The 26,961-nt window shown below is 42.4% G+C and carries 20 protein-coding genes and 4 tRNA genes; 20 read left to right on the top strand and 4 right to left on the bottom strand.

Annotated elements, in window-relative coordinates:
- Window positions 1–38 precede the first annotated feature (38 nt).
- Window positions 39–2,063, top strand: a complete 2,025-nt coding sequence (gene rep, locus M0M83_RS19315; RefSeq protein ID WP_213913409.1) for a DNA helicase Rep — start codon at window positions 39–41, stop codon at window positions 2,061–2,063.
- Between the two features lie 52 nt (window positions 2,064–2,115).
- Here the strand turns inward: rep and gppA are convergent, their stop codons facing one another.
- The gene (gene gppA / locus M0M83_RS19310; protein WP_125894359.1) at window positions 2,116–3,618 is read right to left on the bottom strand and encodes a guanosine-5'-triphosphate,3'-diphosphate diphosphatase; all 1,503 of its coding nucleotides are present in this window, start codon (window positions 3,616–3,618) and stop codon (window positions 2,116–2,118) included.
- An 11-nt stretch (window positions 3,619–3,629) separates the two neighbouring features.
- Entirely contained in the window at window positions 3,630–4,916 is a 1,287-nt protein-coding gene (gene rhlB, locus M0M83_RS19305; RefSeq protein WP_125894357.1) for an ATP-dependent RNA helicase RhlB, read from the bottom strand.
- Window positions 4,917–5,033: 117 nt separating this feature from the next.
- Between rhlB and trxA the strand changes: the two genes are divergently transcribed.
- The 19 genes from trxA to M0M83_RS19210 all read left to right on the top strand — a co-directional run bounded on the left by trxA (window position 5,034) and on the right by M0M83_RS19210 (window position 23,135).
- Window positions 5,034–5,360 (top strand): thioredoxin TrxA, encoded by a 327-nt coding sequence (gene trxA / locus M0M83_RS19300; RefSeq protein ID WP_125894355.1) that lies wholly within the window; start codon window positions 5,034–5,036, stop codon window positions 5,358–5,360.
- A 701-nt stretch (window positions 5,361–6,061) separates the two neighbouring features.
- Entirely contained in the window at window positions 6,062–7,321 is a 1,260-nt protein-coding gene (gene rho, locus M0M83_RS19295; protein WP_004915469.1) for a transcription termination factor Rho, read from the top strand.
- 631 nt (window positions 7,322–7,952) lie between these two features.
- Window positions 7,953–9,038 (top strand): UDP-N-acetylglucosamine--undecaprenyl-phosphate N-acetylglucosaminephosphotransferase, encoded by a 1,086-nt coding sequence (gene wecA / locus M0M83_RS19290; protein WP_102139866.1) that lies wholly within the window; start codon window positions 7,953–7,955, stop codon window positions 9,036–9,038.
- Window positions 9,039–9,067: 29 nt separating this feature from the next.
- Complete coding sequence (wzzE, locus tag M0M83_RS19285) at window positions 9,068–10,126, top strand: ECA polysaccharide chain length modulation protein (RefSeq protein ID WP_213913408.1); 1,059 nt, start codon at window positions 9,068–9,070, stop codon at window positions 10,124–10,126.
- A 98-nt stretch (window positions 10,127–10,224) separates the two neighbouring features.
- A complete protein-coding gene (wecB, locus tag M0M83_RS19280; RefSeq protein ID WP_125894351.1) occupies window positions 10,225–11,355 on the top strand; it encodes a non-hydrolyzing UDP-N-acetylglucosamine 2-epimerase in 1,131 nt (376 codons plus the stop codon).
- Entirely contained in the window at window positions 11,352–12,614 is a 1,263-nt protein-coding gene (gene wecC / locus M0M83_RS19275) for a UDP-N-acetyl-D-mannosamine dehydrogenase (RefSeq protein ID WP_248467212.1), read from the top strand. The genes wecB and wecC overlap by 4 nt, the downstream gene beginning before the upstream one ends.
- Window positions 12,605–13,678 (top strand): dTDP-glucose 4,6-dehydratase, encoded by a 1,074-nt coding sequence (gene rffG / locus M0M83_RS19270; protein WP_213913406.1) that lies wholly within the window; start codon window positions 12,605–12,607, stop codon window positions 13,676–13,678. Before wecC ends, rffG begins: the two co-directional genes overlap by 10 nt.
- Before the next feature lie 8 nt (window positions 13,679–13,686).
- Window positions 13,687–14,568 carry a glucose-1-phosphate thymidylyltransferase RfbA gene (gene rfbA / locus M0M83_RS19265; protein WP_125894345.1) on the top strand — a complete coding sequence of 294 codons (882 nt, stop codon included), beginning with the start codon at window positions 13,687–13,689 and terminating at the stop codon, window positions 14,566–14,568.
- Window positions 14,546–15,286, top strand: a complete 741-nt coding sequence (gene rffC / locus M0M83_RS19260; protein ID WP_213913405.1) for a dTDP-4-amino-4,6-dideoxy-D-galactose acyltransferase — start codon at window positions 14,546–14,548, stop codon at window positions 15,284–15,286. The genes rfbA and rffC overlap by 23 nt, the downstream gene beginning before the upstream one ends.
- Window positions 15,273–16,403 carry a dTDP-4-amino-4,6-dideoxygalactose transaminase gene (gene rffA, locus M0M83_RS19255; RefSeq protein ID WP_125894341.1) on the top strand — a complete coding sequence of 377 codons (1,131 nt, stop codon included), beginning with the start codon at window positions 15,273–15,275 and terminating at the stop codon, window positions 16,401–16,403. Before rffC ends, rffA begins: the two co-directional genes overlap by 14 nt.
- Window positions 16,403–17,653, top strand: a complete 1,251-nt coding sequence (wzxE, locus tag M0M83_RS19250; protein WP_125894339.1) for a lipid III flippase WzxE — start codon at window positions 16,403–16,405, stop codon at window positions 17,651–17,653. The genes rffA and wzxE overlap by 1 nt, the downstream gene beginning before the upstream one ends.
- Window positions 17,650–18,732, top strand: a complete 1,083-nt coding sequence (locus tag M0M83_RS19245) for a TDP-N-acetylfucosamine:lipid II N-acetylfucosaminyltransferase (RefSeq protein ID WP_213913403.1) — start codon at window positions 17,650–17,652, stop codon at window positions 18,730–18,732. The genes wzxE and M0M83_RS19245 overlap by 4 nt, the downstream gene beginning before the upstream one ends.
- The gene (gene wzyE, locus M0M83_RS19240; protein WP_125894335.1) at window positions 18,729–20,084 is read left to right on the top strand and encodes an ECA oligosaccharide polymerase; all 1,356 of its coding nucleotides are present in this window, start codon (window positions 18,729–18,731) and stop codon (window positions 20,082–20,084) included. The genes M0M83_RS19245 and wzyE overlap by 4 nt, the downstream gene beginning before the upstream one ends.
- A 9-nt stretch (window positions 20,085–20,093) precedes the next feature.
- Window positions 20,094–20,861 (top strand): lipopolysaccharide N-acetylmannosaminouronosyltransferase, encoded by a 768-nt coding sequence (wecG, locus tag M0M83_RS19235; RefSeq protein WP_125894333.1) that lies wholly within the window; start codon window positions 20,094–20,096, stop codon window positions 20,859–20,861.
- A gap of 291 nt (window positions 20,862–21,152) precedes the next feature.
- Entirely contained in the window at window positions 21,153–22,529 is a 1,377-nt protein-coding gene (gene thrP, locus M0M83_RS19230) for a bifunctional threonine/serine APC transporter ThrP (RefSeq protein ID WP_213913401.1), read from the top strand.
- Between the two features lie 167 nt (window positions 22,530–22,696).
- Window positions 22,697–22,773, top strand: a tRNA-Arg gene (locus M0M83_RS19225).
- A gap of 79 nt (window positions 22,774–22,852) precedes the next feature.
- Window positions 22,853–22,928, top strand: a tRNA-His gene (locus tag M0M83_RS19220).
- Between the two features lie 15 nt (window positions 22,929–22,943).
- Window positions 22,944–23,029, top strand: a tRNA-Leu gene (locus M0M83_RS19215).
- A 29-nt stretch (window positions 23,030–23,058) separates the two neighbouring features.
- Window positions 23,059–23,135, top strand: a tRNA-Pro gene (locus M0M83_RS19210).
- 1,361 nt (window positions 23,136–24,496) lie between these two features.
- Here the strand turns inward: M0M83_RS19210 and hemY are convergent.
- Together hemY and hemX are read right to left on the bottom strand one after the other, a co-directional pair.
- Window positions 24,497–25,690, bottom strand: a complete 1,194-nt coding sequence (gene hemY / locus M0M83_RS19205; RefSeq protein ID WP_125894327.1) for a protoheme IX biogenesis protein HemY — start codon at window positions 25,688–25,690, stop codon at window positions 24,497–24,499.
- Window positions 25,691–25,692: 2 nt separating this feature from the next.
- Complete coding sequence (gene hemX, locus M0M83_RS19200) at window positions 25,693–26,961, bottom strand: uroporphyrinogen-III C-methyltransferase (protein ID WP_248467211.1); 1,269 nt, start codon at window positions 26,959–26,961, stop codon at window positions 25,693–25,695.

Below are 26,961 nucleotides of genomic sequence, written 5' to 3'. Positions count from 1 at the left end.
GAATTCTATTTTGAATAACTGAGTGATGTAGAGAAGCCATGCGATTAAACCCAAGCCAACAGCAGGCAGTTGAATTTGTCGATGGCCCGTGCCTTGTATTGGCGGGGGCGGGGTCAGGCAAAACACGTGTTATTACCAATAAAATTGCGCATTTAATTCGCCAATGTGGCTATCAGCCTCGGCAAATTGCCGCGGTGACTTTTACCAATAAAGCGGCGCGGGAAATGAAAGAGCGCGTGGCGCAGACATTGGGGAAAAAAGAAGCTCGCGGTTTAATTATTTCTACTTTCCATACATTAGGGTTAGAAATTATTAAGCGTGAATATAAAGCGCTGGGTATTAAAGCCAATTTCTCGCTATTTGACGACCAAGACCAGATGGCGTTGCTGAAAGAACTTACCTTTGATTTATTGGAAGAAGATAAAGACTTACTCAAACAATTGATCTCGGCGATCTCAAATTGGAAAAATGATCTCATCTCCCCACAACAAGTCATAGGCCAAGCACGGAGTGAGAAAGAGCATCACTTTGCCGAGTGTTATCGCCGCTATGAACTTCATCTGAAAAGCTGCAATGTGCTGGATTTTGATGACTTAATCAGCAAACCTACCCTGTTGTTATATCAGAATGAAGAAGTGCGCGAACGCTGGCAGCAAAAAATTCGTTACTTGCTGGTGGACGAGTACCAAGATACCAATACGAGTCAATATCAGTTGGTTAAATTGCTTGTGGGGCAGCGGGCAAGGTTTACGGTTGTGGGGGATGACGACCAGTCAATCTATTCATGGCGTGGCGCAAGGCCGCAAAATTTAGTTTTATTGAATCAAGACTTCCCTAAGTTAAATGTCATTAAGCTTGAGCAAAATTACCGTTCATCCGAACGAATTTTAAAAGCTGCGAATATTTTAATTGCCAATAACCCTCATGTATTTGAAAAGAAACTGTTTTCAGAATTGGGATATGGTGCGCCACTGAGGGTCCTTACTGCAAATAATGAAGATCACGAAGCTGAAAGGGTGATTGGGGAGCTTATTGCTCATCACTTTATTAATAAGACGGAATATAAAGATTACGCCATTTTGTATCGTGGTAATCATCAATCGCGTATTTTTGAAAAAATGTTGATGCAAAACCGCATTCCGTATCGCATTTCGGGGGGGACTTCGTTTTTCTCTCGCCCTGAAATCAAAGACTTATTAGCTTATTTGCGAGTATTGACGAACCCTGAAGATGACAGTGCTTTTTTACGTATCGTCAATACTCCACGTCGAGAGATTGGCCCCAAAACTATCCAAAAATTGGGGGAATGGGCAAACCAGCGGGGCAAAAGCTTGTATCAAGCCAGTTTTGATCTAGGGCTTGAACAAAGCTTAAAAGGCAAAGGGCTGGAAGCATTACAGCGTTTCACTCACTGGATGGATAGTATTGTGCGAACGTCGGAACGTGAACCTTTAATTGCGGTGCGTGATTTACTGCGCGAAATGGATTATGAAAGCTGGTTATATGAAACGTCAACCAGTACTAAAGCGGCTGAAATGCGAATGAAAAACGTCAACCAATTGTTCACATGGATGAGTGAAATGGTGGAAGGTGATGATCTCAATGACCCAATGACATTGAGCCAAGTTGTCACACGTTTTACGCTGCGCGATATGATGGAGCGTGGTGAAGATGATGAAGAATCAGACCAAGTTCAGCTTATGACGTTACATGCCTCTAAAGGTCTTGAATTTCCTTATGTTTTCCTGGTTGGCATGGAAGAGGGACTGCTGCCACACCAAAGTAGTATTGATGAAAATAATATTGATGAAGAACGCCGTTTAGCCTATGTAGGAATTACGCGGGCACAAAGAGAGCTATTTTTTTCTCATTGTCGTGAACGTCGTCAATATGGTGAATTAATCCGTCCTGAATTAAGCCGTTTTCTTCTTGAATTGCCACAAGATGATTTGCAATGGGAGCAGCAGCGTAAAGTGGTTAGTGCGCAGGAACGTATGCAGAAAGGGCAATCAGCGTTAGCGGATATTAAAGCACGTTTAGGGTTAAATAAAAAAAGTGAGTAACCACAACTAATTGAATTTCCACACTAGGGTAGATCTAGTGTGGAAAATATTATCAATTTGAACTATTACGTTCTTCCAGTTCTAAAACCCAATTTACATAGCCCTGCCATTGAACTTCTTGCTGTAAATTTTCTGCTCGTAAAGGGTGATCAGATAACCAACGATAAGGCAGCGTGATGGTTAATCTTTGCGCATTCACATTAAGTCTTAATGCAGGCAAAGTATCATCCCGTCTCCGACTCGCAAAAATAATGGCAAGGCGAAGTAAACGGCATAGATCATATGCATGCTGCATGGAGAGCGCATTTTGTTGGCTCAACGGCGTTAAATCGACAGGGCCTTGTTGGTTTATCAATAATGCGGCAAGTAACCGTTTTTGAGCTGGTGTGAAACCAGGTAAATCAAGGTGTGTTATGAGGTAACTCGCGTGCTCGGGACCTTTACGGAAATCCACACTCAAGCCGATTTCATGTAAGGCGCATGCACTCGATAGTAAATCACGACAGCGTGCATCTAAGCCCCAATCTTTCGCGACTTGTAAATAAAAATATTCTGCAAGTTGACGAACTCGGCTAGCTTGTTCGATATCGACTTGGAAGCGTCGTTGAATATTGCGGACGGTACGAGCGCGAATATCCTGCTCAATAGGAAGCTGTAGCATACCATAGACAAGACCTTCACGAAGTGCACCGCCTGCCAGTGTCATGTTATCAATGTCTAATGCTTCAAAGATAGCAATCAGAATAGATAAGCCGCTTGGAAAGACAAGAGCGCGTTCGAAGGTTAAACCGTCAATTTCAAGCTCTTCAAGTTTTTGGCATTGAATGGCTTTGCGCTTAAGCTGTTGTAATTTAGAAAGCGTGATCAGTTCATCCATGCCTTGGGCAATCATGATTTCCTGAATCGCTTGTACAGTACCGGATGCACCAACACATATCTTCCACCCATGTGTTTTGAGAGCATCAGCAATAGGGGCGATGACACGATGGGCAGCGGTTTGAGCCGCAGCGAAGTTTTCTTCTGTTAAACTTCTATCGCCAAAGTAGCGCTCAAGCCAAGTTACACACCCCATTTCAAGGCTGTAGAGTTGCTCTGCTTTTGCGCCTGTACCCGTAACTAGCTCAGTACTTCCCCCACCAATATCAACCACTAAGCGTTGATCTGGCCCGCCAGTTGTATGTGCGACACCTTGATAAATTAAGCGAGCTTCTTCTTCCCCTTGAATGACTTTAACAGGGTTTCCTAAAATTTGGCTGGCTTTCTCGATGAAAATATCGGCATTTTTAGCTATACGCAAAGTCGCTGTTGCGACAACACGAATTTGTGTGTTCGGAATATCTTGTAAATGTTCCGAAAACAGGCGTAAACATTGCCAGCCTCGCGCCATTGCTTGCTCAGAAAGCAGGTTGTTGTTATCTAACCCTGCAGCAAGACGAACTTTGCGTTTAACCCTAGAGATGACCTGAATGCTGCCAGCAGTTTCACGTACAACGAGCATATGAAAACTGTTTGATCCTAAATCGATGGCGGCATAAAGAGAAGAAGATTTCAGCATATCGTTTTTACTCAGCCTGGACGTTTATGGTTGTTACGTGGGCCATTGTGGCGACGCTGCGAATTTGAATTACGGCGCGGGCCTCCAGGACGTGGGCGATGACGGCGTTTTGGTGCAGGTAAATCGCTCAATAATGCATCACTGTTATATTTACTAACAGGGATTGAGTGTTGGATATATTCTTCAATAGCAGGCAAGTTAAGTGAATATTCTTCACAGGCTAAGCTAATTGAGTTTCCACTTTCACCGGCACGACCAGTACGGCCAATACGGTGAACATAATCTTCACAGTCATCAGGTAAATCGTAGTTAAAGACATGAGTGACGGATGGAATATGTAAACCACGTGCTGCAACATCAGTTGCCACTAAAATATCTAAATGGCCTTGTGTGAATTGCTCTAATATACGTAGCCGTTTTTTCTGTGCGACATCGCCAGTTAATAAACCGACACGATGACCATCGGCAGCTAAATGGGCCCAAATATCATCACAACGGTGTTTTGTATTGGCGAAAATAATACAACGCTCTGGCCATTCTTCTTCAAGAAGCGTTTGGAGCAAGCGCATTTTTTCTTCATTAGAAGGGTAAAATAACTCTTCTTTGATACGGTGACCTGTTTTTTGCAAAGGTTCGACCTCAACATATTCAGGGTTATTCATTTGTTCGAAAGCTAATTCCCTTACGCGATAAGATAAAGTTGCAGAAAATAGCAAATTAAGCCTATCTGCCGCACCTGGCATACGACGGAAAATCCAGCGGATATCTTTAATGAAACCAAGGTCATACATACGGTCGGCTTCATCGAGTACCACAACTTGGATTGCACTTAAATCGACATGGCCTTGTTTTGCGTAGTCGATTAAACGGCCAGTTGTACCAATAAGGATATCAACACCATTTTGTAAAACCTTCAGTTGCTCATCATAGCCGTCACCACCGTAGGCTAAACCCATTTTCAGGCCAGTGTACTCAGCGAGCTCTTTAGCATCTGAATAGATTTGTACAGCGAGCTCGCGTGTCGGTGCCATAATGAGTGCACGAGGCTGATTCGCTTTTTTACCCTCAATTGCGGGGTGAGTTAATAAATAATGGAATGTAGACGTTAAAAAAGCTAACGTTTTACCTGTACCGGTTTGCGCTTGACCCGCCACGTCTTTGCCTTCGACAGTAAAAGGCAAGGTGGACGCCTGAATAGGCGTGCAAAAATTGAAGCCTTTTTTATTTAGAGCTTCAATGACTTTAGGGTGCAATGCGAAGTCGGAAAACTTCTTTTCTGTCAAGTGTGCTTTACTCATAGTATGTTAGAATATCAGTTAACGGTTGGTTTACGAAAGTGTATCTTTTGAAATAAAGCATACTGCTGCCAATAATGTTACACTAAGTCTACAAAAGATGACCCCTTGGAGTACAACATGAGCGATAAAATTATAAAGATAACTGATGCAAGTTTTGCAACTGAAGTTTTGAACGCAAGTTCACCTGTTCTCGTCGATTTTTGGGCAGCATGGTGTGGTCCTTGTAAAATGATCGCGCCTATTCTTGATGAAGTCGCTGAAGAATATACAGGCAAACTGACTATCGCAAAACTGAATATTGATGAAAACCCAGCCACCGCTCCAAAATATGGAATTCGTGGCATCCCGACCTTGCTTTTATTCAAAAATGGTGAAGTCGCGGCAACGAAAGTCGGTGCATTATCAAAAACGCAACTGAAAGAATTTTTAGACGAAAATCTGTAAGTTATCGTTATATGTAAGCTAAAACGTTTAGCGGTATATCTATTTTATCTAGAGAGCCGCTAGACGTCTTCACTTAAGCATGATAAGTTATCTTTATTCCTCGTATAGCACCCATATGAATTACCTTGTATTCCATTGCTCTTATCTTATATATCTAGCTTGTTAGTTCAGTATTGTGATATTTTTTGTTCAAAAACTGATGACATAATGATTTTAAATATGAAATTGAAAGTTTAGACGTTGAGTTATAGCAGTATTCAATATCTTCTGTTTCAATGTACTCTTCATATGAATTAAAGATAGTGCATAAACGAACATCATGAAATTCAATGTGTTTATATCTTTTGGATATAAAAATGAAGTGGGAGAAGGTTGGCATTGAGCAATTATGTGTTTTTTAATGCTAATTTGACCTTAAATTTGCGATATTGGGATGTATGTTGTCCTAAATGTACAAAAAACTATTGCTAATATTGTGTGTGTTTCTAATAATATGCCACACATCATCAAGATGAGTTGTAGCCAAATGTTAGAGCAATCTTAGTAATGGCTAGCACAAGATTTTTTTGCATTGCTGTTTGCTTCTAATGAAAATTAGCGATCAGCAGGGCAGTATAAAGTTAAACTGGCACTTATTAATAAGCTGCCGTCAATTTACGTTCATAGTTCGAGAATTACCCCGAGTTAAAGAACCCACCATTATGAATCTTACCGAATTAAAAAATACGCCAGTATCAGAATTGATTACGTTAGGCGAAAACATGGGGCTAGAGAACTTAGCCCGTATGAGAAAGCAGGATATTATTTTCTCTATTTTGAAGCAGCATGCGAAAAGTGGCGAAGATATTTTCGGCGATGGCGTACTGGAAATATTGCAGGATGGATTTGGTTTCCTCCGTTCAGCAGACAGTTCTTACCTCGCAGGCCCTGATGATATCTACGTTTCTCCTAGCCAAATCCGCCGATTTAACCTACGCACAGGTGACACAATTTCAGGAAAAATCCGTCCCCCTAAAGAAGGTGAACGTTATTTTGCCCTCCTGAAAGTCAACGAAGTTAACTTCGATAAACCTGAAAACGCACGTAGTAAAATCCTTTTTGAAAACTTAACTCCTTTACATGCTAACAATCGTCTGCGCATGGAACGTGGTAATGGTTCAACTGAAGATTTAACTGCACGTGTGCTGGATCTTGCGGCTCCAATCGGTCGTGGTCAACGTGGCCTGATTGTTGCTCCACCGAAAGCCGGTAAAACAATGTTACTGCAAAATATTGCAGCAAATATTGCTCACAATTATCCTGATTGCGTTCTGATGGTTCTATTGATCGATGAACGTCCTGAGGAAGTGACAGAAATGCAGCGTTTAGTTAAAGGTGAAGTCATTGCTTCAACTTTCGATGAGCCTGCAGCACGTCACGTTCAAGTCGCTGAAATGGTGATTGAGAAAGCGAAACGTCTAGTTGAACATAAAAAAGACGTTATCATTTTACTCGACTCTATTACGCGTCTAGCCCGTGCATATAACACCGTTGTACCTTCATCCGGTAAAGTATTAACCGGTGGTGTGGATGCGAATGCATTACATCGTCCAAAACGTTTCTTTGGTGCTGCCCGTAATGTTGAAGAGGGTGGAAGCCTGACAATCATTGCAACCGCACTGGTTGATACAGGCTCTAAGATGGATGAAGTTATTTACGAAGAGTTTAAAGGTACAGGTAACATGGAACTGCACCTATCTCGTAAAATTGCAGAAAAACGTGTTTTCCCTGCGATAGACTACAACCGTTCAGGTACGCGTAAAGAAGAGTTACTGACATCGCAAGATGAATTACAAAAAATGTGGATCCTGCGTAAGATTATTCACCCAATGGGCGAAATCGATGCCATGGAGTTCCTCATCAGTAAATTAGCGATGACGAAAACTAACGAAGAGTTCTTTGACTTTATGAAAAGAGCCTAACCGTTACCGTTAAAACTTTTCGTATTTTATAAAATAGGTGTCTGTTATGGCACCTATTTTTTTGTTTTTATACGCGGCGGTCGCACATAAAAATTAAAACATATCATATTAAGTAAAGCTCAATATTTTGCTGGCTGAATTTCAATGGATTAAGATGCTGTTTTATTGCTTTGTTTATAAATAACATTGAATAAATAGGCGATGTTTTTATTAAAACACTAATCATAAATGATAAAAACACCAACGCATATACGGTAACGTATTGAACTAAAAGATGAATGTTATTTTTATGTTTATTTTGTGATTAGTGCTAAATTTATTTGCATCACTTTATTATCTAATCATTAAATGCCTATTTAAGCATCAATCGGCTAACTCAATTTTGGAGTATTGCTTTTATGGCATGCATATTGCACTTATTCAGTATAAAATTACGGATACTCTATTATTAAATCAAAAACACTAATAAAGTGTATGAACTAATAATGACAGGGATTTCTTCATGAATGAAGATTCGTCTTATAGCGGATTTGAGTACTAAGATGATAATGCATTGGCGTATGCTTATTTACCGGCATTCGCTAAAAAATTAGTTTTGAAAGTTAAATATAAAGATTAAGAGAGTCGAACAGTGGACACCATACACTTTGTAACCAATCTCTTCTACGTTTTCTTGTTTTCATTAGTTTTTATTTTTTTGGCTCGAGTTGTTGCAATAAAAATCGGGTTAGTTGATAAACCTAATTTCAGAAAGAAACACGTAGGATTAGTTCCTCTTGTTGGGGGAATTTCTGTTTTTTTTGGGATCTGTTTCGCATTTTATATTACAGGAGAATACATTCCTCATAAGTGGCTATACATCGCTTGTGCGGGATTACTCGTCTTTATCGGCGCATTAGATGATAGGTTTGACATTAGTGTGAAATTAAGGGCAGGTATCCAAGCGATCGTGGCTGTTGTGATGATGACAGCGGCAGGGTTGAAACTCGAATCACTTGGTCATGCCTTTGGTCCATGGGAACTCGTACTGGGTCCATTCGGTTATATCGTGACCTTATTTGCTGTATGGGCAGCAATTAACGCTTTTAATATGGTTGATGGTATTGATGGACTGCTTGGTGGTTTATCGTCTGTTTCCTTTGGCGCTCTTGGCTTTTTGTTATATCAAAACGGTAACTACGCGTTAGCATTTTGGTGTTTTGCCTTTATTGCCGCTATTCTTCCTTATATTCTTCTGAATTTAGGTGTGCTAGGTCGTCGTTTTAAAGTCTTCATGGGGGATGCGGGAAGTACATTGATTGGGTTCACTATTATTTGGATCCTTGTCGCTTCGACCCAAGAGGAAGTACATCCAATTAACCCAGTTACCGCTTTGTGGATTATTGCGATCCCACTAATGGATATGGTTGCCATTATGTATCGTCGTATTCGCAAAGGCATGAGCCCATTCTCACCAGATCGCCAGCACATTCACCATTTAATTATGCGTTCTGGCTTTACTCCAAAAGGAGCATTCGTACTGATTACCTTATCAGCGGCTGCTTTAGCGTGTGTTGGTATTATTGGTGAACACTTAACATTTGTACCTGAATGGGTAATGTTGGCATTATTTTTGCTTGTATTTATGATGTATGGTTACTGCATCAAACGAGCTTGGAAAGTCGCCCGTTTTATTAAACGAGTAAGACGTAGAGCACGCAGAGGAGCAGTACGGTAACGACAAAACGAAAATAGAGGTTCTGTGCAGTGAATAACTCAGAAACACAACCGAGTCAGTATCAATCGCCAATAGAGCCGGAATTGGATATCCGTGGTTTATGTCGCTCACTGTGGCAAGGTAAAATTTGGATCGTTGCATTTGCTGTTATTTTTGCAGCAATTGCTTTGGGAGCGTCCTATTTTATGCAGCCAAAGTGGAGTGCGACAGCAATTACGGATTTACCAACCGTCAATAATCTGGGAAGTTATTATTCTCAGCAACAATTTCTGCGCAACCTCGATTCCCGTATTAATACTACGGGGCAAGAAGGGCAATTACCAACAATCGCAAAAGAAGCTTATCAAGAATTCACAAAGCAGCTCGGCTCTTATGATACGCGTCGTCAGTTTTGGCTAAATACGGATTACTATAAGCAGCGTTTAGAGAATGACCCTAAAGCAGATGCCGCATTATTGGATGAGCTCATCAATGATATTGAGTTTACGCCAGCAGATGAAGTCAAAAATTTAACAGATAGCATTAAGTTAGTAGCGGAAACTTCCGCAGATGCGAACCAGTTACTACGTCAATATATTCAGTTCGCTAACCAACGTGCCACAGCTAATCTCAATGATGAAATTAAAGGTACATGGGCAACGAAAATGCAATCCATGAAGGCATTGGTTAAACGTGAAGATATGGTGGCAAAAGCTGCTTATGAACGACGTTTGAATGCTTTAGAACAAGCACTAAAAGTTGCTGAAAAACAAGGTATTGTACGTAATCAAAGTGCAACGCCTGTGGATGAAATTCCAGATTCTAAAATGTTTATGTTAGGTGCCCCTTTATTACAAGCACAGATTGAAACATTGAAAGCAACTGGGCCCGATCACGACAGTGATTACGATCAAAATATTGCCATGTTATCAACATTGAGCGTCGGGCCTACCCTCCAAGATAATTTTCAAGCATATCGCTATTTACGAACGCCTGAAGAGCCCGTTAAACGCGATAGTCCTCGTCGAGCCTTTATGATGGTTCTATGGGGAGCCATAGGAATGTTAGTAGGTGCCGGTGTGGTACTTGCTCGCCGCCGCCCATCTTGATTTTGGGATAAGCCACTGGTGAATTTACCAGTGGCATATAAAGTTATTAAGATTATACAAAGCAGCTCACTGCGAAAGATAAATATAAGAGAGTCACTGTGAAAGTATTGACTGTATTCGGCACACGACCTGAAGCCATTAAAATGGCACCACTGGTTCATGCATTAGCTGAAGATGCAGATTTTGAAGCTAAAGTTTGTGTTACAGCACAGCATCGTGAAATGCTAGATCAAGTACTGAAACTGTTTGAGATCATTCCAGATTACGATCTCAATATTATGAAGCCAGGGCAAGATTTAACGGATATCACATGTCGTATTCTTGAAGGGTTGAAAAGCGTTTTTGCTGATTTTCAACCGGATGTTGTTCTTGTTCATGGCGACACAGCAACGACGATGGCAACTAGCCTTGCGGCATTTTACCATCGTATACCTGTAGGGCACGTGGAAGCTGGGTTACGTACAGGAGACCTGTATTCCCCATGGCCTGAGGAAGCAAACCGTAAGATTGCTGGGCATTTAGCGATGTATCATTTCGCCCCAACCGAAAATTCACGCCAAAATCTGTTAAAAGAGTCTATTCCTGATAGCCATATTTTTGTCACCGGGAATAGTGTCATTGATGCGCTATTGTGGGTACGTGATAAAGTTATGAGCGACCAGCATATGATGGAAAAACTGGCTGCAAATTATCCGTTTATCGACCCCAATAAAAAAATGATTTTAGTCACAGGTCATCGCCGTGAAAGTTTTGGTGGCGGTTTTGAACGTATTTGTCATGCGCTAGCAGAAATTGCACAAGCACATCCAGATGTGCAAGTTGTTTACCCTGTTCACTTAAATCCAAATGTGAGTGAGCCTGTTAAACGTATACTGCATGATATTGATAATATTATTTTAATTAGTCCCCAAGACTACCTGCCGTTTGTTTATTTAATGAACCATGCTTATTTGATTTTAACAGACTCTGGCGGTATTCAAGAGGAAGCGCCTTCTCTCGGTAAGCCTGTTTTGGTGATGAGAGATACGACAGAACGACCAGAAGCGGTTGATGCAGGAACAGTTCGTCTTGTGGGAACAGATACACAAAAAATTGTGAAAGAAGTTAATCGGTTACTGACAGATGACGCGGAGTATCACGAAATGAGCCGCGCACATAACCCTTATGGGGATGGTCATGCATGTCAGCGTATTCTTGCAGCATTGAAAAGTAATCAGGTGAAATTATGAGTTTTGAAACTATTTCTGTTATTGGCCTTGGTTATATTGGTTTACCAACAGCAGCCGCCTTTGCATCACGTCAAAAACAAGTGGTTGGTGTCGATGTTAACCAACATGCCGTTGAGACTATTAACCAAGGTAAAATCCACATTGTAGAGCCAGAACTGGATATCGTGGTCAAAAAGGCGGTTGAAGAAGGCCATCTGAAAGCCTTTACTAAGCCGCAACCTGCAGATGCTTATCTGATTGCTGTGCCTACCCCATTTAAAGGTGAGCACGAACCTGACCTCGCGTATGTACGTGCTGCAGCTGAGTCTGTTGCTCCGGTGTTGAAGAAAGGGGATTTAGTCATCCTTGAGTCGACGTCGCCAGTAGGCACAACAGAGCAAATGGCAGAGTGGATGGCAGCTGCTCGCCCTGATTTAACTTTCCCCCACCAAGCAGGGGAAGATGCAGATATCGATGTGGCATACTGCCCTGAGCGTGTGTTACCGGACCAAGTGATGGTCGAATTAATTAAAAATGACCGTGTTGTTGGTGGTATGACGCCAAAATCTTCTCTGCGCGCAAGTGAGCTATACAATATTTTCCTTGAAGGTGAGTGTGTAATTACTAACTCAAGAACCGCAGAAATGTGTAAGCTAACGGAAAATAGCTTCCGTGATGTGAATATTGCTTTTGCGAATGAATTATCATTAATTTGTGCGGAACAAGATATCAATGTGTGGGAACTGATCAGCCTTGCGAACCGCCACCCACGCGTTAACATCTTGCAACCCGGTCCGGGTGTTGGTGGGCACTGCATCGCGGTTGACCCATGGTTTATCGTTGCACAAAACCCGAAACAATCACGCCTCATTCATACCGCGCGTTTAGTCAATGATGGCAAACCTATTTGGGTTGTTGACCAAGTAAAAGCGGCGGTCGCTGATTGCTTAGTGGAAACAGGTAAAAAAGCCAGTGAAGTGACAATTGCCTGTTTCGGCCTGTCATTTAAACCGAATATTGATGATTTACGTGAAAGCCCAGCAATGCACATCACCAAAATGGTGGCGAACTGGAACCCAGGTAAAACGTATGCGGTTGAACCACACATCCATGAATTACCGACCTCTTTAAAAGGTATTTCTGAGCTGGTTTCGATTGAACAAGCCGTTAATGAAGCGGATGTGATCTTAATGTTAGTTGACCACAATGTGTTCAAAGGTATCCAAGGTTCTACAATCCCACAAAAATGGGTTGTGGATACAAAAGGAGTATGGCGTTGAAACGCATTTTAATCACTGGAGGCGCTGGTTTTATCGGCTCCGCAGTTGTTCGTCATATTATTGAGAACACGGATGACAGTGCGGTTGTGGTGGATTGCCTGACTTATGCAGGTAATTTAGAGTCCCTCACAATGGTTGCGAGTGACCAGCGCTATGCTTTTGAGCAGGTGAATATTTGTGATAGAGCTGCATTAGATGCTGTTTTTGAACAATATCAACCCGATGTCGTGATGCATTTAGCGGCAGAAAGCCATGTTGACCGTTCAATTGATGGCCCTGCGGCATTTATCGAAACTAATATTGTGGGCACTTACACACTGTTAGAAGCGGCACGTCATTACTGGTCTGCACTGAATGATGAGAAAAAAGCGGCTTTCCGTTTTCACCATATCTCAACAGATGAAGTGTATGGTGACCTAGAGGGGCCAGATGGTTTCTTCACAGAAACCACGCCTTATGCACCAAGTAGCCCTTATTCAGCCTCGAAGGCATCGAGTGACCATTTAGTTCGTGCATGGCAAAGAACCTATGGCCTGCCAACGATGATCACTAATTGTTCAAATAACTATGGGCCGTATCATTTTCCTGAGAAATTGATCCCTTTAATTATTTTGAACGCCTTAGCCGGTAAACCTCTGCCTGTTTATGGGAAAGGTGAGCAAATTCGTGACTGGCTGTTTGTTGAAGACCATGCACGCGCACTGCATTTAGTTGCGACAACCGCGCAACCTGGCACCACCTATAATATTGGTGGCCATAATGAGCGCCGTAATATTGACGTTGTAGAAACGATTTGTGATCTGCTTGAAGAGCTGCACCCGCAGAAGCCACAAGGTGTGGCGCACTACCGTGATTTAATCACATATGTGAAAGACCGGCCGGGGCATGATATGCGTTATGCCATTGATGCCGCGAAGATTGAGCGCGAATTGGGGTGGACGCCACAAGAAACCTTCGAATCAGGTATCCGCAAAACAGTGCTGTGGTATTTGAACAATGAAACGTGGTGGCGCCGCGTACAAGACGGTTCCTATGCGGGCGAACGTTTAGGTCTAGGAAATTAGGTGACAGTATGAAAGGTATTATATTAGCTGGAGGGTCGGGGACGCGTTTGCACCCTATTACTCGTGGTATTTCTAAACAGTTATTACCAATCTACGATAAGCCGATGATTTACTACCCGCTTTCTGTTCTGATGCTAGCGGGAGTTCGTGAGATTTTAATTATCTCTACCCCTGACGATTTGCCGATGTTTAAGCGTTTATTAGGGGATGGCCACGAGTTCGGGATTGAGCTGAGCTACGCAGAGCAGCCATCACCAGATGGCCTTGCGCAGGCGTTTATCATTGGTGAAGAGTTCATCAATGGTGATTCTTGCTGTTTAGTCTTGGGCGACAATATCTTTTTCGGTCATTCATTTAGCCCAAAATTGAAATCTGTTGCTGAACGAGTCAATGGCGCAACCGTTTTTGGTTACCAAGTGATGGATCCTGAGCGTTTTGGGGTCGTGGAATTTGACGATAATTTTAAAGCACTGTCGATTGAAGAAAAACCGGTTAAACCTAAATCGAATTGGGCAGTGACAGGGCTGTATTTCTATGATTCACAAGTGGTTGAATTTGCTAAACAAGTTAAACCTTCTGAACGTGGCGAGTTAGAAATTACGTCGATTAACCAAATGTACTTAGAACGTGGCGAATTAAACGTTGAATTGCTCGGTCGTGGTTTTGCTTGGTTAGATACAGGCACTCACGATAGCCTCATTGAGGCGGGTACCTTTGTGCAAACGGTTGAAAAACGTCAAGGTTTCAAAGTTGCTTGTTTGGAAGAAATTGCGTGGCGTAACGGCTGGCTGACAGATGAACAAGTCGCTTTTTCAGCACAACAGCTGAAAAAAACAGGTTATGGGCAATACTTAGAGGATTTATTACGTGTCCGTCCGCGCCAGTATTGAGAGCTTGCCATGGGAGAGCGAATTTTTTCATCGTTCAACGGCAAAGTTGAATTTTACGGGGGATAATCTCGAAACCCTCCTTGCTTATCAAATAAATGAATACGATATCGTGCAAGCAAAAGTCGCTGCGTCTGAAACGCAGTTGATTGACGATTTAGCCGGTATGGGGTTTTCATTTGTTGAAGGTGAAATCGATTTCGCGCTGACTATTGGCACAGAAAATGCTTATTTAAAAGCGGGTTTAACAGCGGAAGATCACGTTGTTGCTGCACAAGTGGGTGATATCCCTGCGCTGCGACAAGCCGCTGAGTCTGTCTTTAGCAAAAGCCGCTTTAGAGCACCTTGGTACCGTGATGGTGATAGCGGGCAGTTTTATGCGTTGTGGATAGAAAAATCAGTTCTGGGTACGTTTGACCACACTTGTTTACTGGTTAAAGATGTGTCTGGTGCGATATTGGGCTTTGTGAGTTTGCGGCACCTTGATGCAGAAACTGCACGGGTTGGCCTACTCGCGAAAATGCCAGAAGCGAAAGGGCAAGGTGTGGGGCGTAAGTTGATGTCAGCAGCATTTAATTGGTGTGTGGAACACCAAAAAAGACAGTTAAATGTGGCCACGCAAATCAGTAATGTTGCGGCATTAAATCTTTATTCACGTAGCGGTGCAGCAATTGCCAGTACCGCCTATTGGTTATACAGGGGACAACATGATTCCATTTAATAAACCACCCGTTGTAGGTACTGAATTAGAGTATATGAGACAAGCCATGGAAAGTGGCAAACTGTGTGGTGACGGTGGCTTCACGAAACGTTGTGAAGAATGGATGGAAAAACGGTTTAATTGCCCGAAAGTGCAGTTAACGCCATCTTGTACGGCTTCATTAGAAATGGCGGCGATCCTGATTGATACCAAGCCGGGTGATGAGATCATCATGCCAAGTTTTACTTTTGTATCAACCTCTAACGCATTCGTGTTACGTGGCGCAAAAATCGTATTCGTTGATATCCGCCCTGATACCATGAATATTGATGAAACTAAAATTGAAGCCGCAATCACTGAACGTACGCGCGCTATCGTTCCTGTCCACTATGCAGGTGTTGCTTGTGAGATGGACACCATTATGGATATCGCGAAAAAACACAATTTATTTGTGATTGAAGACGCGGCACAAGGTGTGATGTCGACCTATAAAGGCAAAGCACTGGGCACTATCGGCCACATCGGTTGTTATAGCTTCCATGAAACGAAAAACTACTCTTCAGGCGGTGAAGGTGGAGCAACGCTTATCAATGATAAAGACTTGATTAGCCGTGCCGAAGTGATCCGTGAAAAAGGGACGAATCGTAGCCAATTTTTCCGCGGCCAAGTGGATAAATACACATGGCGTGACATCGGCTCAAGCTACTTATTGTCTGATTTACAAGCCGCTTATTTATGGGCGCAGTTAGAAGAAGCCGACAAAATTAATGATCGCCGTTTACTATTATGGAAACGTTATGATGAAGCGTTGCAGCCATTGGTTGATGCGGGACGTTTAGTCTTAGCGACGGTGCCAGATGGCTTAAAACACAATGCCCATATGTTCTATATCAAACTTAAAGATATCGACGAGCGTACCGAGTTCAATGATTATATGAAATCCCATGGTATTTTGACGGTATTCCACTATGTTGCATTGCACACAAGCCCTGCCGGTATCGAGTTTGGTCGCTTCCATGGCGAAGATAAGTATACGACATCAGAAAGTGACCGCTTAGTGCGTTTACCGATGTTCTACAACATGACTGATGACGAGCAGCAGACAGTCATTGAGCGAATCAAAGCGTTCTTTGCCTAATGTCATTAGCTAAAGCATCGGTTTGGACTGCTGGGTCTACCCTGATTAAAATCGGGGTAGGCCTGTTAATCGTTAAGTTATTTGCAGTCTCATTTGGCCCCAGCGGTGTGGGGCTGGCGGGTAATTTCCGCCAATTGATTACGGTACTCGGAGTATTATCGGGCGCAGGGATTTTTAATGGTGTCACCAAATATGTCGCAGAGCACCACCAAGACCCACTGAAATTGCGTGCAGTGTTGGGGACCTCATCGACGATTATCCTTGGGTTTTCGACCTTATTAGCAATTATCTTTTTACTGTGTAGCCCGGTCATTAGTGAGGCGCTATTTGATAGCGTGAAATATAGCTCAGTTATTCAAATGGTTGCTTTGATCCAAATGGGGATCGGTTACGCCAACTATTTCTTAGCTATCTTAAAAGGGTATCGAGACGCTTCAGGTAATGCATTGGCCATTATTTGGGGTAGCATAATTGGCGTGGTTGCTTATTATTTATGCTATCTAGTTGGCGGGTATGAAGGCGCACTCGCAGGATTGGCATTAGTGCCAGCACTCGTGGTACTGCCTGCGGCAGGGATGATAATTAAACGTAAGCAATTTGCGTTGTCATCATTGAAACCCGCATGGGACAAAGCAATTGCGACTAATTTAGGCAAGTTCACCGTCATGGCGATGCTAACCGCAGTTACGTTGCCAGTCGCTTATATCATGATGCGAAACCTGCTCGCCCAAACCTATAGTTGGGATGAAGTGGGGCTATGGACCGGTGTGACCACCATTTCAGATGCCTATTTGCAGTTTATTACCGCGACATTTTCAGTGTATTTGTTGCCGACGTTATCGCGTTTGCAGCATAAAAATGAAATCACAGCAGAGATTGTTAAAGCATTGAAATTCGTTTTACCAGCCGTAGCGGTTGTCAGTTTTACGGTTTGGTTATTACGTGATTTTGCGATTTGGTTGCTGTTCTCAACAGAATTTACAGGGATGAGAGACCTGTTTGCATGGCAACTGGTCGGTGATGTATTGAAAGTGGGGGCTTACGTATTTGGTTACTTGGTTATTGCCAAAGCCGCATTGCGTTTTTATGTCCTCACTGAAGTTAGTCAGTTTATATTATTAACGGGCTTTGCCCATTGGCTAATCCCTGAACATGGCGCAGTAGGTGCAACTCAGGCTTATATGGCCACTTATATTGTCTATTTCACTTTATGTTGTTGCGTATTTTTGATTTACCGTAGGCGAGCATGACAACCTTAATACATGTACTGGGATCGAACCTCCCACACCACAATCAGACGGTACTGACGTTTTTTAATGACGTAATCTACCGAGAGATGGCGCCATCATCAACACCGCATTTTATGGTCGTAAGCGACGATGTGCAGCTTGCTGACGCTTATCCTCAGCTAAAAATAGATGTTTTTGCGAATAAACAGGCTATTGCTAATAGCGTCATACAACGCGCCAAGGCAGATCGGCGTACTCGTTTTTTCTTTCATGGGCAATTTAATGCGCCTATTTGGTTAGCGCTGTTATTTGGCCAAATCAAATCCCATCAGTTTTGGTGGCATATATGGGGAGCTGATCTCTATGAAGAGTCTAGCTCACTGAAATTTAAGTTATTCTATATTTTACGTCGCCTAGCGCAGAAAAAAGTGGGGCACGTGTGTGCGACACGCGGGGATTTGTGCTATTTCCACCAGTCGAACCCTAAAGTGCCTGCCTCCGTGTTGTATTTTCCAACACGAATGGACCCCGCATTGACAATAAGCGAGCCCAAAGCACGTGAAGGCTCTCAACTGACGATTCTGCTGGGTAACTCAGGTGACCGTTCTAATCGTCATGTAGAGGCGCTGAGTGCGATTAAACAGCAATTCGGTGATGAGGTTAAGGTGATTGTCCCAATGGGCTATCCTGCAAATAACCAAGGCTATATTGAACAAGTCGAACAGGCTGCAAATAGTGAATTTACTTCAGGGCAAGTGGAAATTCTGAAAGAGCGCATGGAGTTTAGCGAGTACCTTAATCTGCTCAAATCCTGTGATCTTGGTTATTTTATTTTTAATCGCCAGCAAGGGGTGGGGACGGTTTGTTTGCTGATCCAATTTGGTATTCCGTTTGTCATCAGCCGTCAAAATACGTTCTGGCAGGATTTAACCGCTCAAAATGTCCCTGTGTTTTTCTATGGTGACAACCTGACGATACCGCTGGTGGACGAAGCTCAGCGCCAAATGAGTTTATTAGATAAACACCATATTGAATTTTTTGCTCCTAACTTTACTGAGGGCTGGAAAACCGTTCTCAGAGCCCTGGAGGAGCGAGCATGACGCTGACGGAATTAGGCGGCTTAGCACTGGTCTACCTGATATCAATTATTTTTATTGGTACTTTGCTATACAAAGAATTTTTACGTGCTCGGTTTAACTTCAATATTTTCTTTTCAATGCTGTATTTATTGACGTTTTACTTTGGTTTCCCATTAACCTGTGCGTTAGTGTTTCAATTTGATGTTGCGGTTGTGAAGGCGGATTACTTACTCTATGCGCAGCTAGCGGCAACCAGTTTTTATGCGATTTATTATGTCGCCTATAAAACACGGCTGTCTAGGCAACCGGATGCACCACGACGTGCGTTGTTTAGCATGAACAAAGTGGAAACGAATCTAACCTGTCTGTTATTGATACTGATTGCTGTTGTGACAGTAGGTATCTTTTTCATGCAGAACGGTTTTTTGCTGTTTAAGTTAAAATCCTATAGCCAAATTTTCTCCAGCCAAGTTTCTGGCGTGGCATTAAAACGCTTTTTCTATTTCTTCATTCCTGCAATGTTGATTGTTTATTTCTTGCGGCCAACACAGAAACGCTGGATTTTCTTCCTTGTTAGTACCGTCGCATTTGGTTTCTTAACCTATGTTATCGTCGGGGGAACAAGAGCGAACATCATTATTGCCTTCGCGCTGTTCTTATTTATTGGGATTGTCAGAGGTTGGATTACGCTGTGGATGTTAGCCGCGGCTGGGGTCGCCAGTATTGTAGGGATGTTCTGGTTAGCCTTAAAACGCTATGGGCTAGATGTTAGCGGTGCCGAAGCGTATTACACTTTCTTGTACTTAACGCGGGACACATTCTCCCCGTGGGAAAACTTAGCATTGCTGCTGAGTCATTACGATGAGATGGATTTTCAAGGCCTAGCGCCAATTATTCGTGACTTTTATGTTTTCATTCCTTCTTGGGTTTGGCCTGAACGTCCAGATACGGTATTGAACTCTGCCAATTATTTTACGTGGGAAGTACTCAACAACCATTCAGGACTGGCAATTTCGCCAACACTAATTGGTTCATTGGTAGTGATGGGCGGAGTGATTTTTATACCACTCGGCGCCATCGTTGTGGGGCTTATCATCAAATGGTTTGATTGGATCTATGGCATGAGCCTGAAAGAACCGAATCGCTATAAAGCTGCCATTATGCAGGCATTTTGTTTTGGCGCAATTTTCAACATTATTGTTTTAGCGCGTGAAGGCGTAGATTCTTTCGTCTCACGGGTGGTTTTCTTCTGCTTAATATTCGGACTGTGTCTGGTGTTAGCAAAATTACTGTATTGGTTATTTGAAAGTGCGGGGCTTATTCGCATAAAAACAGCTTCTTTTTTTAGAAGCCAACAGCGTGAAAGCCGCTAAAGGAGTATCATGGAATCGTCATCAACTCAGTCTTCATCCGTTACACAGTCATCTGTTCCACAATATCGTATTCGTGGTCATAATATTTGGGGCTTCAAAAATATGGCCCATTTCTTAGACTACCTTTTTGCGGGTGGGGAAACGAAAACGGGAACACTTGTTGCGATTAATGCAGAAAAAGTGATGATCGCTGAACAAGATACCGCTTTAAATACGTTATTAGGCCAAGCCGAATATTTATACGCTGACGGAATTAGTATTGTCCGTGCTATTCGTCGTAAATACCCACAAGCAGAAGTTTCCCGTGTGGCTGGTGCTGACTTATGGGAAGGGTTAATGGAAAGGGCGGGTAAAGAAGGGACGCCTGTTTTCTTAGTTGGCGGCAAACCAGAGATCCTAGAACAAACAGAAAGCAAGCTACGTTCCCAGTGGAATGTGAACATTGTAGGTTCGCAAAACGGCTATTTTACGGCTGAAGATCGAAGTGCCTTGTTCGAACGTATTCGGGCAAGTGGGGCCAAAATTGTGACAGTTGCAATGGGCTCCCCGAAACAAGAAATTTTTATGCGGGATTGCAGAAGTGTGTACCCAGATGCCTTATATATGGGCGTTGGAGGGACCTATGATGTGTTTACAGGGCATGTTAAGCGCGCACCGAAAGTTTGGCAAAACTTAGGGCTGGAATGGTTATATCGCTTATTATCTCAACCTTCCCGTATTACTCGTCAGTTTAAATTGTTGAAATTTTTAGGTTACTATTACGGTGGTAAGCTATAAATTTTTTAGTGATTTGATTTTTATTGTTATTTTCACTAGGTTTCACTCACGGTAAGTGGGCTTAACAGGCCGACTTACCGTTCTTACGGTTCCGAATTGCTGGTCTCTTCCTTCAAATATTTCTATAATCCCTCAAAAATAAGTATGTTCGCATCAGTTTGTGCTCAATCTTGCGGCTATGGCATTTTTTTAATCGACTAATTGATTCTTTCCGAATAATTGCAGTGATTATTATTAACTGAGCTTCAATTAAAACTGCAGTTTTAATTTCTAATTTTGACAGGGGTATGTATGGGAAATCCACAACAGGGGCTTCAACGTGGGTTAGAAGCACGCCATATCGAGCTTATTGCGCTCGGTGGAACTATTGGCGTTGGGTTATTTATGGGATCAGCCAGTACGCTAAAATGGGCGGGCCCTTCTGTTTTACTGGCTTATATCATCGCAGGAATTTTTGTTTTCTTCATTATGCGCTCAATGGGGGAAATGCTATTTCTTGAACCTGTAACGGGTTCTTTTGCTTCGTTTGGTTATAAATATTTGAGTCCATTTTGGGGATGTCTCACCGCGTGGGGCTACTGGTTTATGTGGGTGGCCGTCGGTATTTCTGAGATTACAGCCATTGGTGTATATGCGGAATATTGGTTCCCTGATGTGCCTCAATGGATTTTTGCCATTATCGCAGTGGTATTAGTGGCATTAGCTAACTTAGCCGCTGTACGGCTGTATGGAGAGCTTGAGTTCTGGTTTGCCATGATCAAAGTGACCACGATTGTGGTGATGATTTTAATTGGCTTAGGGCTGATTTTTTTTGGTCTAGGTAATAACTTTGAGCCGATTGGGCTTGCGAACCTTACCGAACATGGTGGTTTCTTTGCCGGGGGCTGGAAAGGCTTCTTATTTGCTTTGTGTATCGTTGTGGCCTCTTATCAAGGGGTTGAGCTAGTTGGGATCACTGCGGGTGAGGCGAAAAATCCGCAAGTCACGTTAAGAAAGGCGATCAATAATATTTTATGGCGCATATTAATTTTTTATGTGGGCGCTATCTTTATTGTTGTAACGCTGTTTCCGTGGACTGAAGTGGGTTCACAAGGTAGCCCATTTGTTCTCACCTTTGCAAAAGTGGGAATTGTGTCAGCCGCTGCTGTGATTAATTTTGTGGTATTAACTGCAGCGTTATCTGGGTGTAATAGTGGGATGTATAGCGGTGGGCGAATGTTGTATGCCTTAGCGCAAAATAAACAGTTACCTCGCTCATTATTGAAATTAACAAAAAATGGCGTACCGGCACGTTGTGTGGGCTTTACTATCCTTTGCTTAGTGGCTGGGTCAAGCCTGAATTACATCATACCTAATCCAGAGAAAGTCTTTGTGTATGTCTATAGTGCGAGTGTGTTACCCGGAATGGTGCCTTGGTTAGTGCTATTGACCAGCCAAATCCGTTTTCGCCAACAAAACAGAGAAAAACTCATTGGACACCCTTTCAAATCGATTCTTTTTCCATGGGTTAACTATGCAACCTTGCTCTTTTTAGCCTGTGTTTTGGTTGGAATGGCGATTAACCCTGATACTCGCTTATCTTTAATCGTGGGCGCTATCTTTTTAGGGGGCGTTTCCCTGCTTTATTTTATCATTCGTCTGTTCAATAACCGTAAGGCAAAAGTGTAATCGCCGTTTTTTGCCTGATTTTTATTAGCGGTACAGTGAAAAAGAGAGTAAATATGCTCTCTTTCTCGACGAAATGGATAAAAGGCAAGCAATCGATATTTTTATTTCAAAAAGGACTAGACAGCAGGAGGATAAATCCGTACTATCCTCTCCCGCAACGGCGTTAAGCGCCCGTAGCTCAGCTGGATAGAGCGCTGCCCTCCGGAGGCAGAGGTCTCAGGTTCGAATCCTGTCGGGCGCACCAGTTTTAGCGCTTCGCTACGGTTGGCAAAATGACGTTGTATGTAGTAATATAGCAACGCTTTGAAAAAAGTGAAGTTATGGTGGCTATAGCTCAGTTGGTAGAGCCCTGGATTGTGATTCCAGTTGTCGTGGGTTCGAGTCCCATTAGCCACCCCATTTTTTTGTGATATTGCGAGGGTGGCGGAATTGGTAGACGCGCTAGCTTCAGGTGTTAGTGTCCTATGGACGTGGGGGTTCAAGTCCCCCCTTTCGCACCACGAAGAAATGTAATGAGTACTAAAAAATTCGGCGAGTAGCGCAGCTTGGTAGCGCAACTGGTTTGGGACCAGTGGGTCGGAGGTTCGAATCCTCTCTCGCCGACCAATTTAAAGAAACCCGTCTTAATCGACGGGTTTTTTGCTTTTTATATTTATACTTTTATATTCTCTTCATTCTTCAAGCCATGTTTTGTTGGCTGCGTTCAGCTACCCAGGTTACATACTTATGTATGTTCTTCGGGATATCTTCATTTGCCGTTTTAGCCATAATTAGAATTACCCAGAGCATATTCAGGTTTTTTTTCAATTAGTGACTGGGAATGGTTAATTACTTGTTTTTATTTGTAATTTAGTAGGTCATCTCGCTAGTGTCGTAGAATAGATACAATCTATTATATTGATGTCGCCAAAAGGCGACATATTACCTTTTGATTTATAAGTAAATATAAATAACTCATTTATGGTGTCTCTAAACTGCGACAAAATAGTACAGCAAGATATGGGCAACAAGAGCGTACATTCTTTAATGTTAGAGAGGCTGACTTCCAAGAAGAAAAATTATGTGTAAAACCGGAGGGATGAGAGAGAAGTTAAAAGAGTGAGCTTAAAAAATATCATTTAAAAAAAGTTGGCATGCATTGTGCATTATTCTATATGTAGATGCTCATCTCACTTCTTATGACAGCGAAGCTTCATAAACCCAGAGATGACGCAAAGCCGATTATCGGTGCCTATTGTCCAACTTAGATGATCAAGAGCTCATCCTCTTACCATCAACGAACGGGCGAAACGTTGAGTGAGGCACCATCCGTCTGTAGACCTGATTGTATTTTACACCTGCCTTGTGCAGGTGTTTTTTTGTCTATACAAAACACTAGGCCCCCTAGAAAATCACTAAGAGGCTAAGAATAAGAGAGGTATTAGCTTCTACCTTTACTAAACCATTTACTAAACCAACGAGTAATATAGGTATAGCAGAGGATAATGAATGTAATAATGAAAATGTCTTTACTAAGATCTTCGGTATTAAAACCAATAATCATAATAAAAACAAAAGGTGATAATACTAACAGCAGAAGGTCAAAGAATATTTGTAAACGGTTTGGGGTTGCAATAATCCAGCACCAAATAGTTTTAATTACATTCATATCGATATCCCTAATTCATTCAAAGCAAAGATGTATATAAAGCTTTATACACTATGTGTTTATTTTATAACATAGCGGAATGTGTTTTGCTTATCCTTAAATAAAAATTATTGATTAAACATTGCGTTATTGATCTGTGATGTTGCCAATCATAAACCTCATATTCTCCTTTTATGATGATTTAATGCGATTAAAGCAATGCATTTAAATTGTTTTTTGTGTTTTTATTTGGGATGGTAAATGTAATTTCAGTTAAGCTTATGAATAAAAAAACTCCACTAAAATGAGTGGAGTTTTTAGAAAAGGCCAAACAAGCGTATTAGTTTCGTTCTTGTTTTAATGAATGGTTTAATGCATCTTGGCGAATTTTTGCCGCATCGCTAGGTTTATGTTGTTTGTCAAACGCATCGGCTAACCATGATGCATCCTGCACATCAAAACGTTGAGCCAAAGCAGCTTTAAAGTAGGTTTCTGCTTTGTCCCATTGCGCGTGTTGTAGCGACAAAACGCCTAATGTACTGTTGAGTAACGGGGTGGCACCGTTTTGTTTTTGCAGATGTAAAAGGGTTTTTTCGATAACTTCAGGGCGTTCACTGTTAAGTTTTGGCACTAACAGAAGCAAGCGTTCATCATATTGCTGTTTTAAGCCATCAATAATTATTTTTTCTGCACTTGCAATATCACCACATTCAATTAAATGTTCTGCTAAGAAAGCTTGCAATGCGGTTTCATGACGAACTCGGCGAGGCTGTGCTTTCCACCAAGCTTTTAGTCCATCACTACCCCCTTCAGCCATATATTGGTTCATCAGCCCTTTGTAAGCCTTTAATTTCAATGCATCGAGCTCATCTTCATTGTGTAATTGCACTTTGGCCATGACCGGGAGTAATTCAATCAGCGACTGGTAAGCACCTGAACGTAAGTAAGCTTGTTCCGCAAGACGTAAGACTTCAGGGTGCCTTGGAGCTTTGTCGAGAAGTTTATCGATGCCATTACGAGCAGCGTGGACTTCCCCTTCCGCTAATTGAATACGGACACGGCTGATATCAACAGGAAGTTGATCACTTCCCGCAGCTTCTGCGGCTCTATCTAAGTACTGGTGAGTGCGATATTCATCACCACGTTGTTGAGCGGCTTCAGCTGCCATTAGGTAGTTAATCACGGGTTGTTGAGAGAAATCAGCATGTTTGCTCATTAACTTTTCAACCTGTTCGAAATCACCTTCTGCTAATTTCAATAGCGCTTTTTGTGTTTGAGTATGTGCTTTGTGGTATTTACGGCCACTTACCCAACCTCGAGTACGCGATGTTGTACTAATAAAGCGACGATAACACCAACCGAGGAACAACAGCACAAATTGGAGCAAGATAAAGCCTAAAACGAGGCTGGTTACACTGGTCGTAATGTCATAATTGTCAGTACGAATAAAAACATAACCTTGGTGACCTGCTAATAATGGGCCTAAGATCACCCCGGCAATAAGTACTATAAATAGGATCAGGACTTTTATCATAATTACCCCCTATTGCCAGCAGGCTCTGCTGATTCAAAAGGGTGCGAATTGTCAGCTGACTCTGCTTTTTGCGTATCCGTGGCAGGAACATCAGCATCGGGCGCAGCCTCTGTTGACGCTTTAGGCGCATCTGCTGCGGCATCAACAGCACCATCGCTAACTTTTGTGTTGTCTGACGACTGAGAGAGTAAGCTACGAACCCGTGTTTGCATGACTTTTTCTAGCTTCTCTTGGCTTTCTAAGGTGTCAGGCATATCAATGTCAATCGGCTGATTGATTAAGTCATCAATAGTTGATAAGAAAGCTTTAGTTTCAGGCGCTTCAGTATCAAAATAGGCTCTTACCCATGTCGAAGCTTGTTCTAATGACTGCTTGTAAGTGGCTTCTTGATAACGGGGTACCGCTTGTGCTGCGATTAATAATTGAGAACGAATGTTTTCACGTAGGTAAATATCTTGATTTGGGGCTAGGAGCGGGGCTTCTGAACCATCACGAGCTCGAACTGTAACAAAGTCATTGGCGAAACTTTTCCAGCTACGAGTCAAGTTTTGTTTCCAATCAGAGATATCATCGCTAACGTCAGCGTTATCTTCAGTTTTCACGTCGCCACTGTTTAAATCCGCTAACCGTAAATTATCGACTTCATTACTTAGCTGGTTTAAACGTAAGATAATACCGTCATAGTCAACTTGGTTGATTGCGGCTAATTTAGCCATATCACTGTTAATCGATTTACGAATGTCGAGTAGGCTCGGGTCATTCATTTCTGCCAGACTTGAGTCTGCACTTTTTAACAGAACGGCTGCGGTCACTGGGTCACGGTCATTCCACAGCTTTCTTCCTGCCATTTTGACCATAAAGTCAGCTTGGGCTAATAGCCAACTTTTCACATCAGCGCTGGATAATGCTGTGACGTGTGCTTGCAACTCTTGCATGCGGCGGTTGAGGTTCTCTTCATATTCACGAGAATGGCTTTTTATTTCAGCATTGGCCGCAACTAATGCGTCTAACCGTTGCCTGTCGGAGTTTTGTTGTTCGACTAAATCACTCAGCCTTTGCTTTAATTCATTGTTTTCATTTACTAAAGTGGCAGTGCTTTGTTGGGTGAAATAGTATAATCCGCCACCAATCGCGATGATAATAGCGATAGCAATTACACCGCCTACCAGACCAGAACGTTTTTGTTCCGAAGAAGGTTTAGTTTTTGGGCGCTGTTGCTCTGCGCCAGCTTCTGGGGTAACCGTCTCGGTTGTTTTATCGTGTTCCGTCAT

Source organism: Providencia rettgeri, assembly GCF_023205015.1.
GTDB lineage: Bacteria > Pseudomonadota > Gammaproteobacteria > Enterobacterales > Enterobacteriaceae > Providencia > Providencia rettgeri_E.
This window is presented reverse-complemented; position numbering and strand designations above follow the sequence as displayed.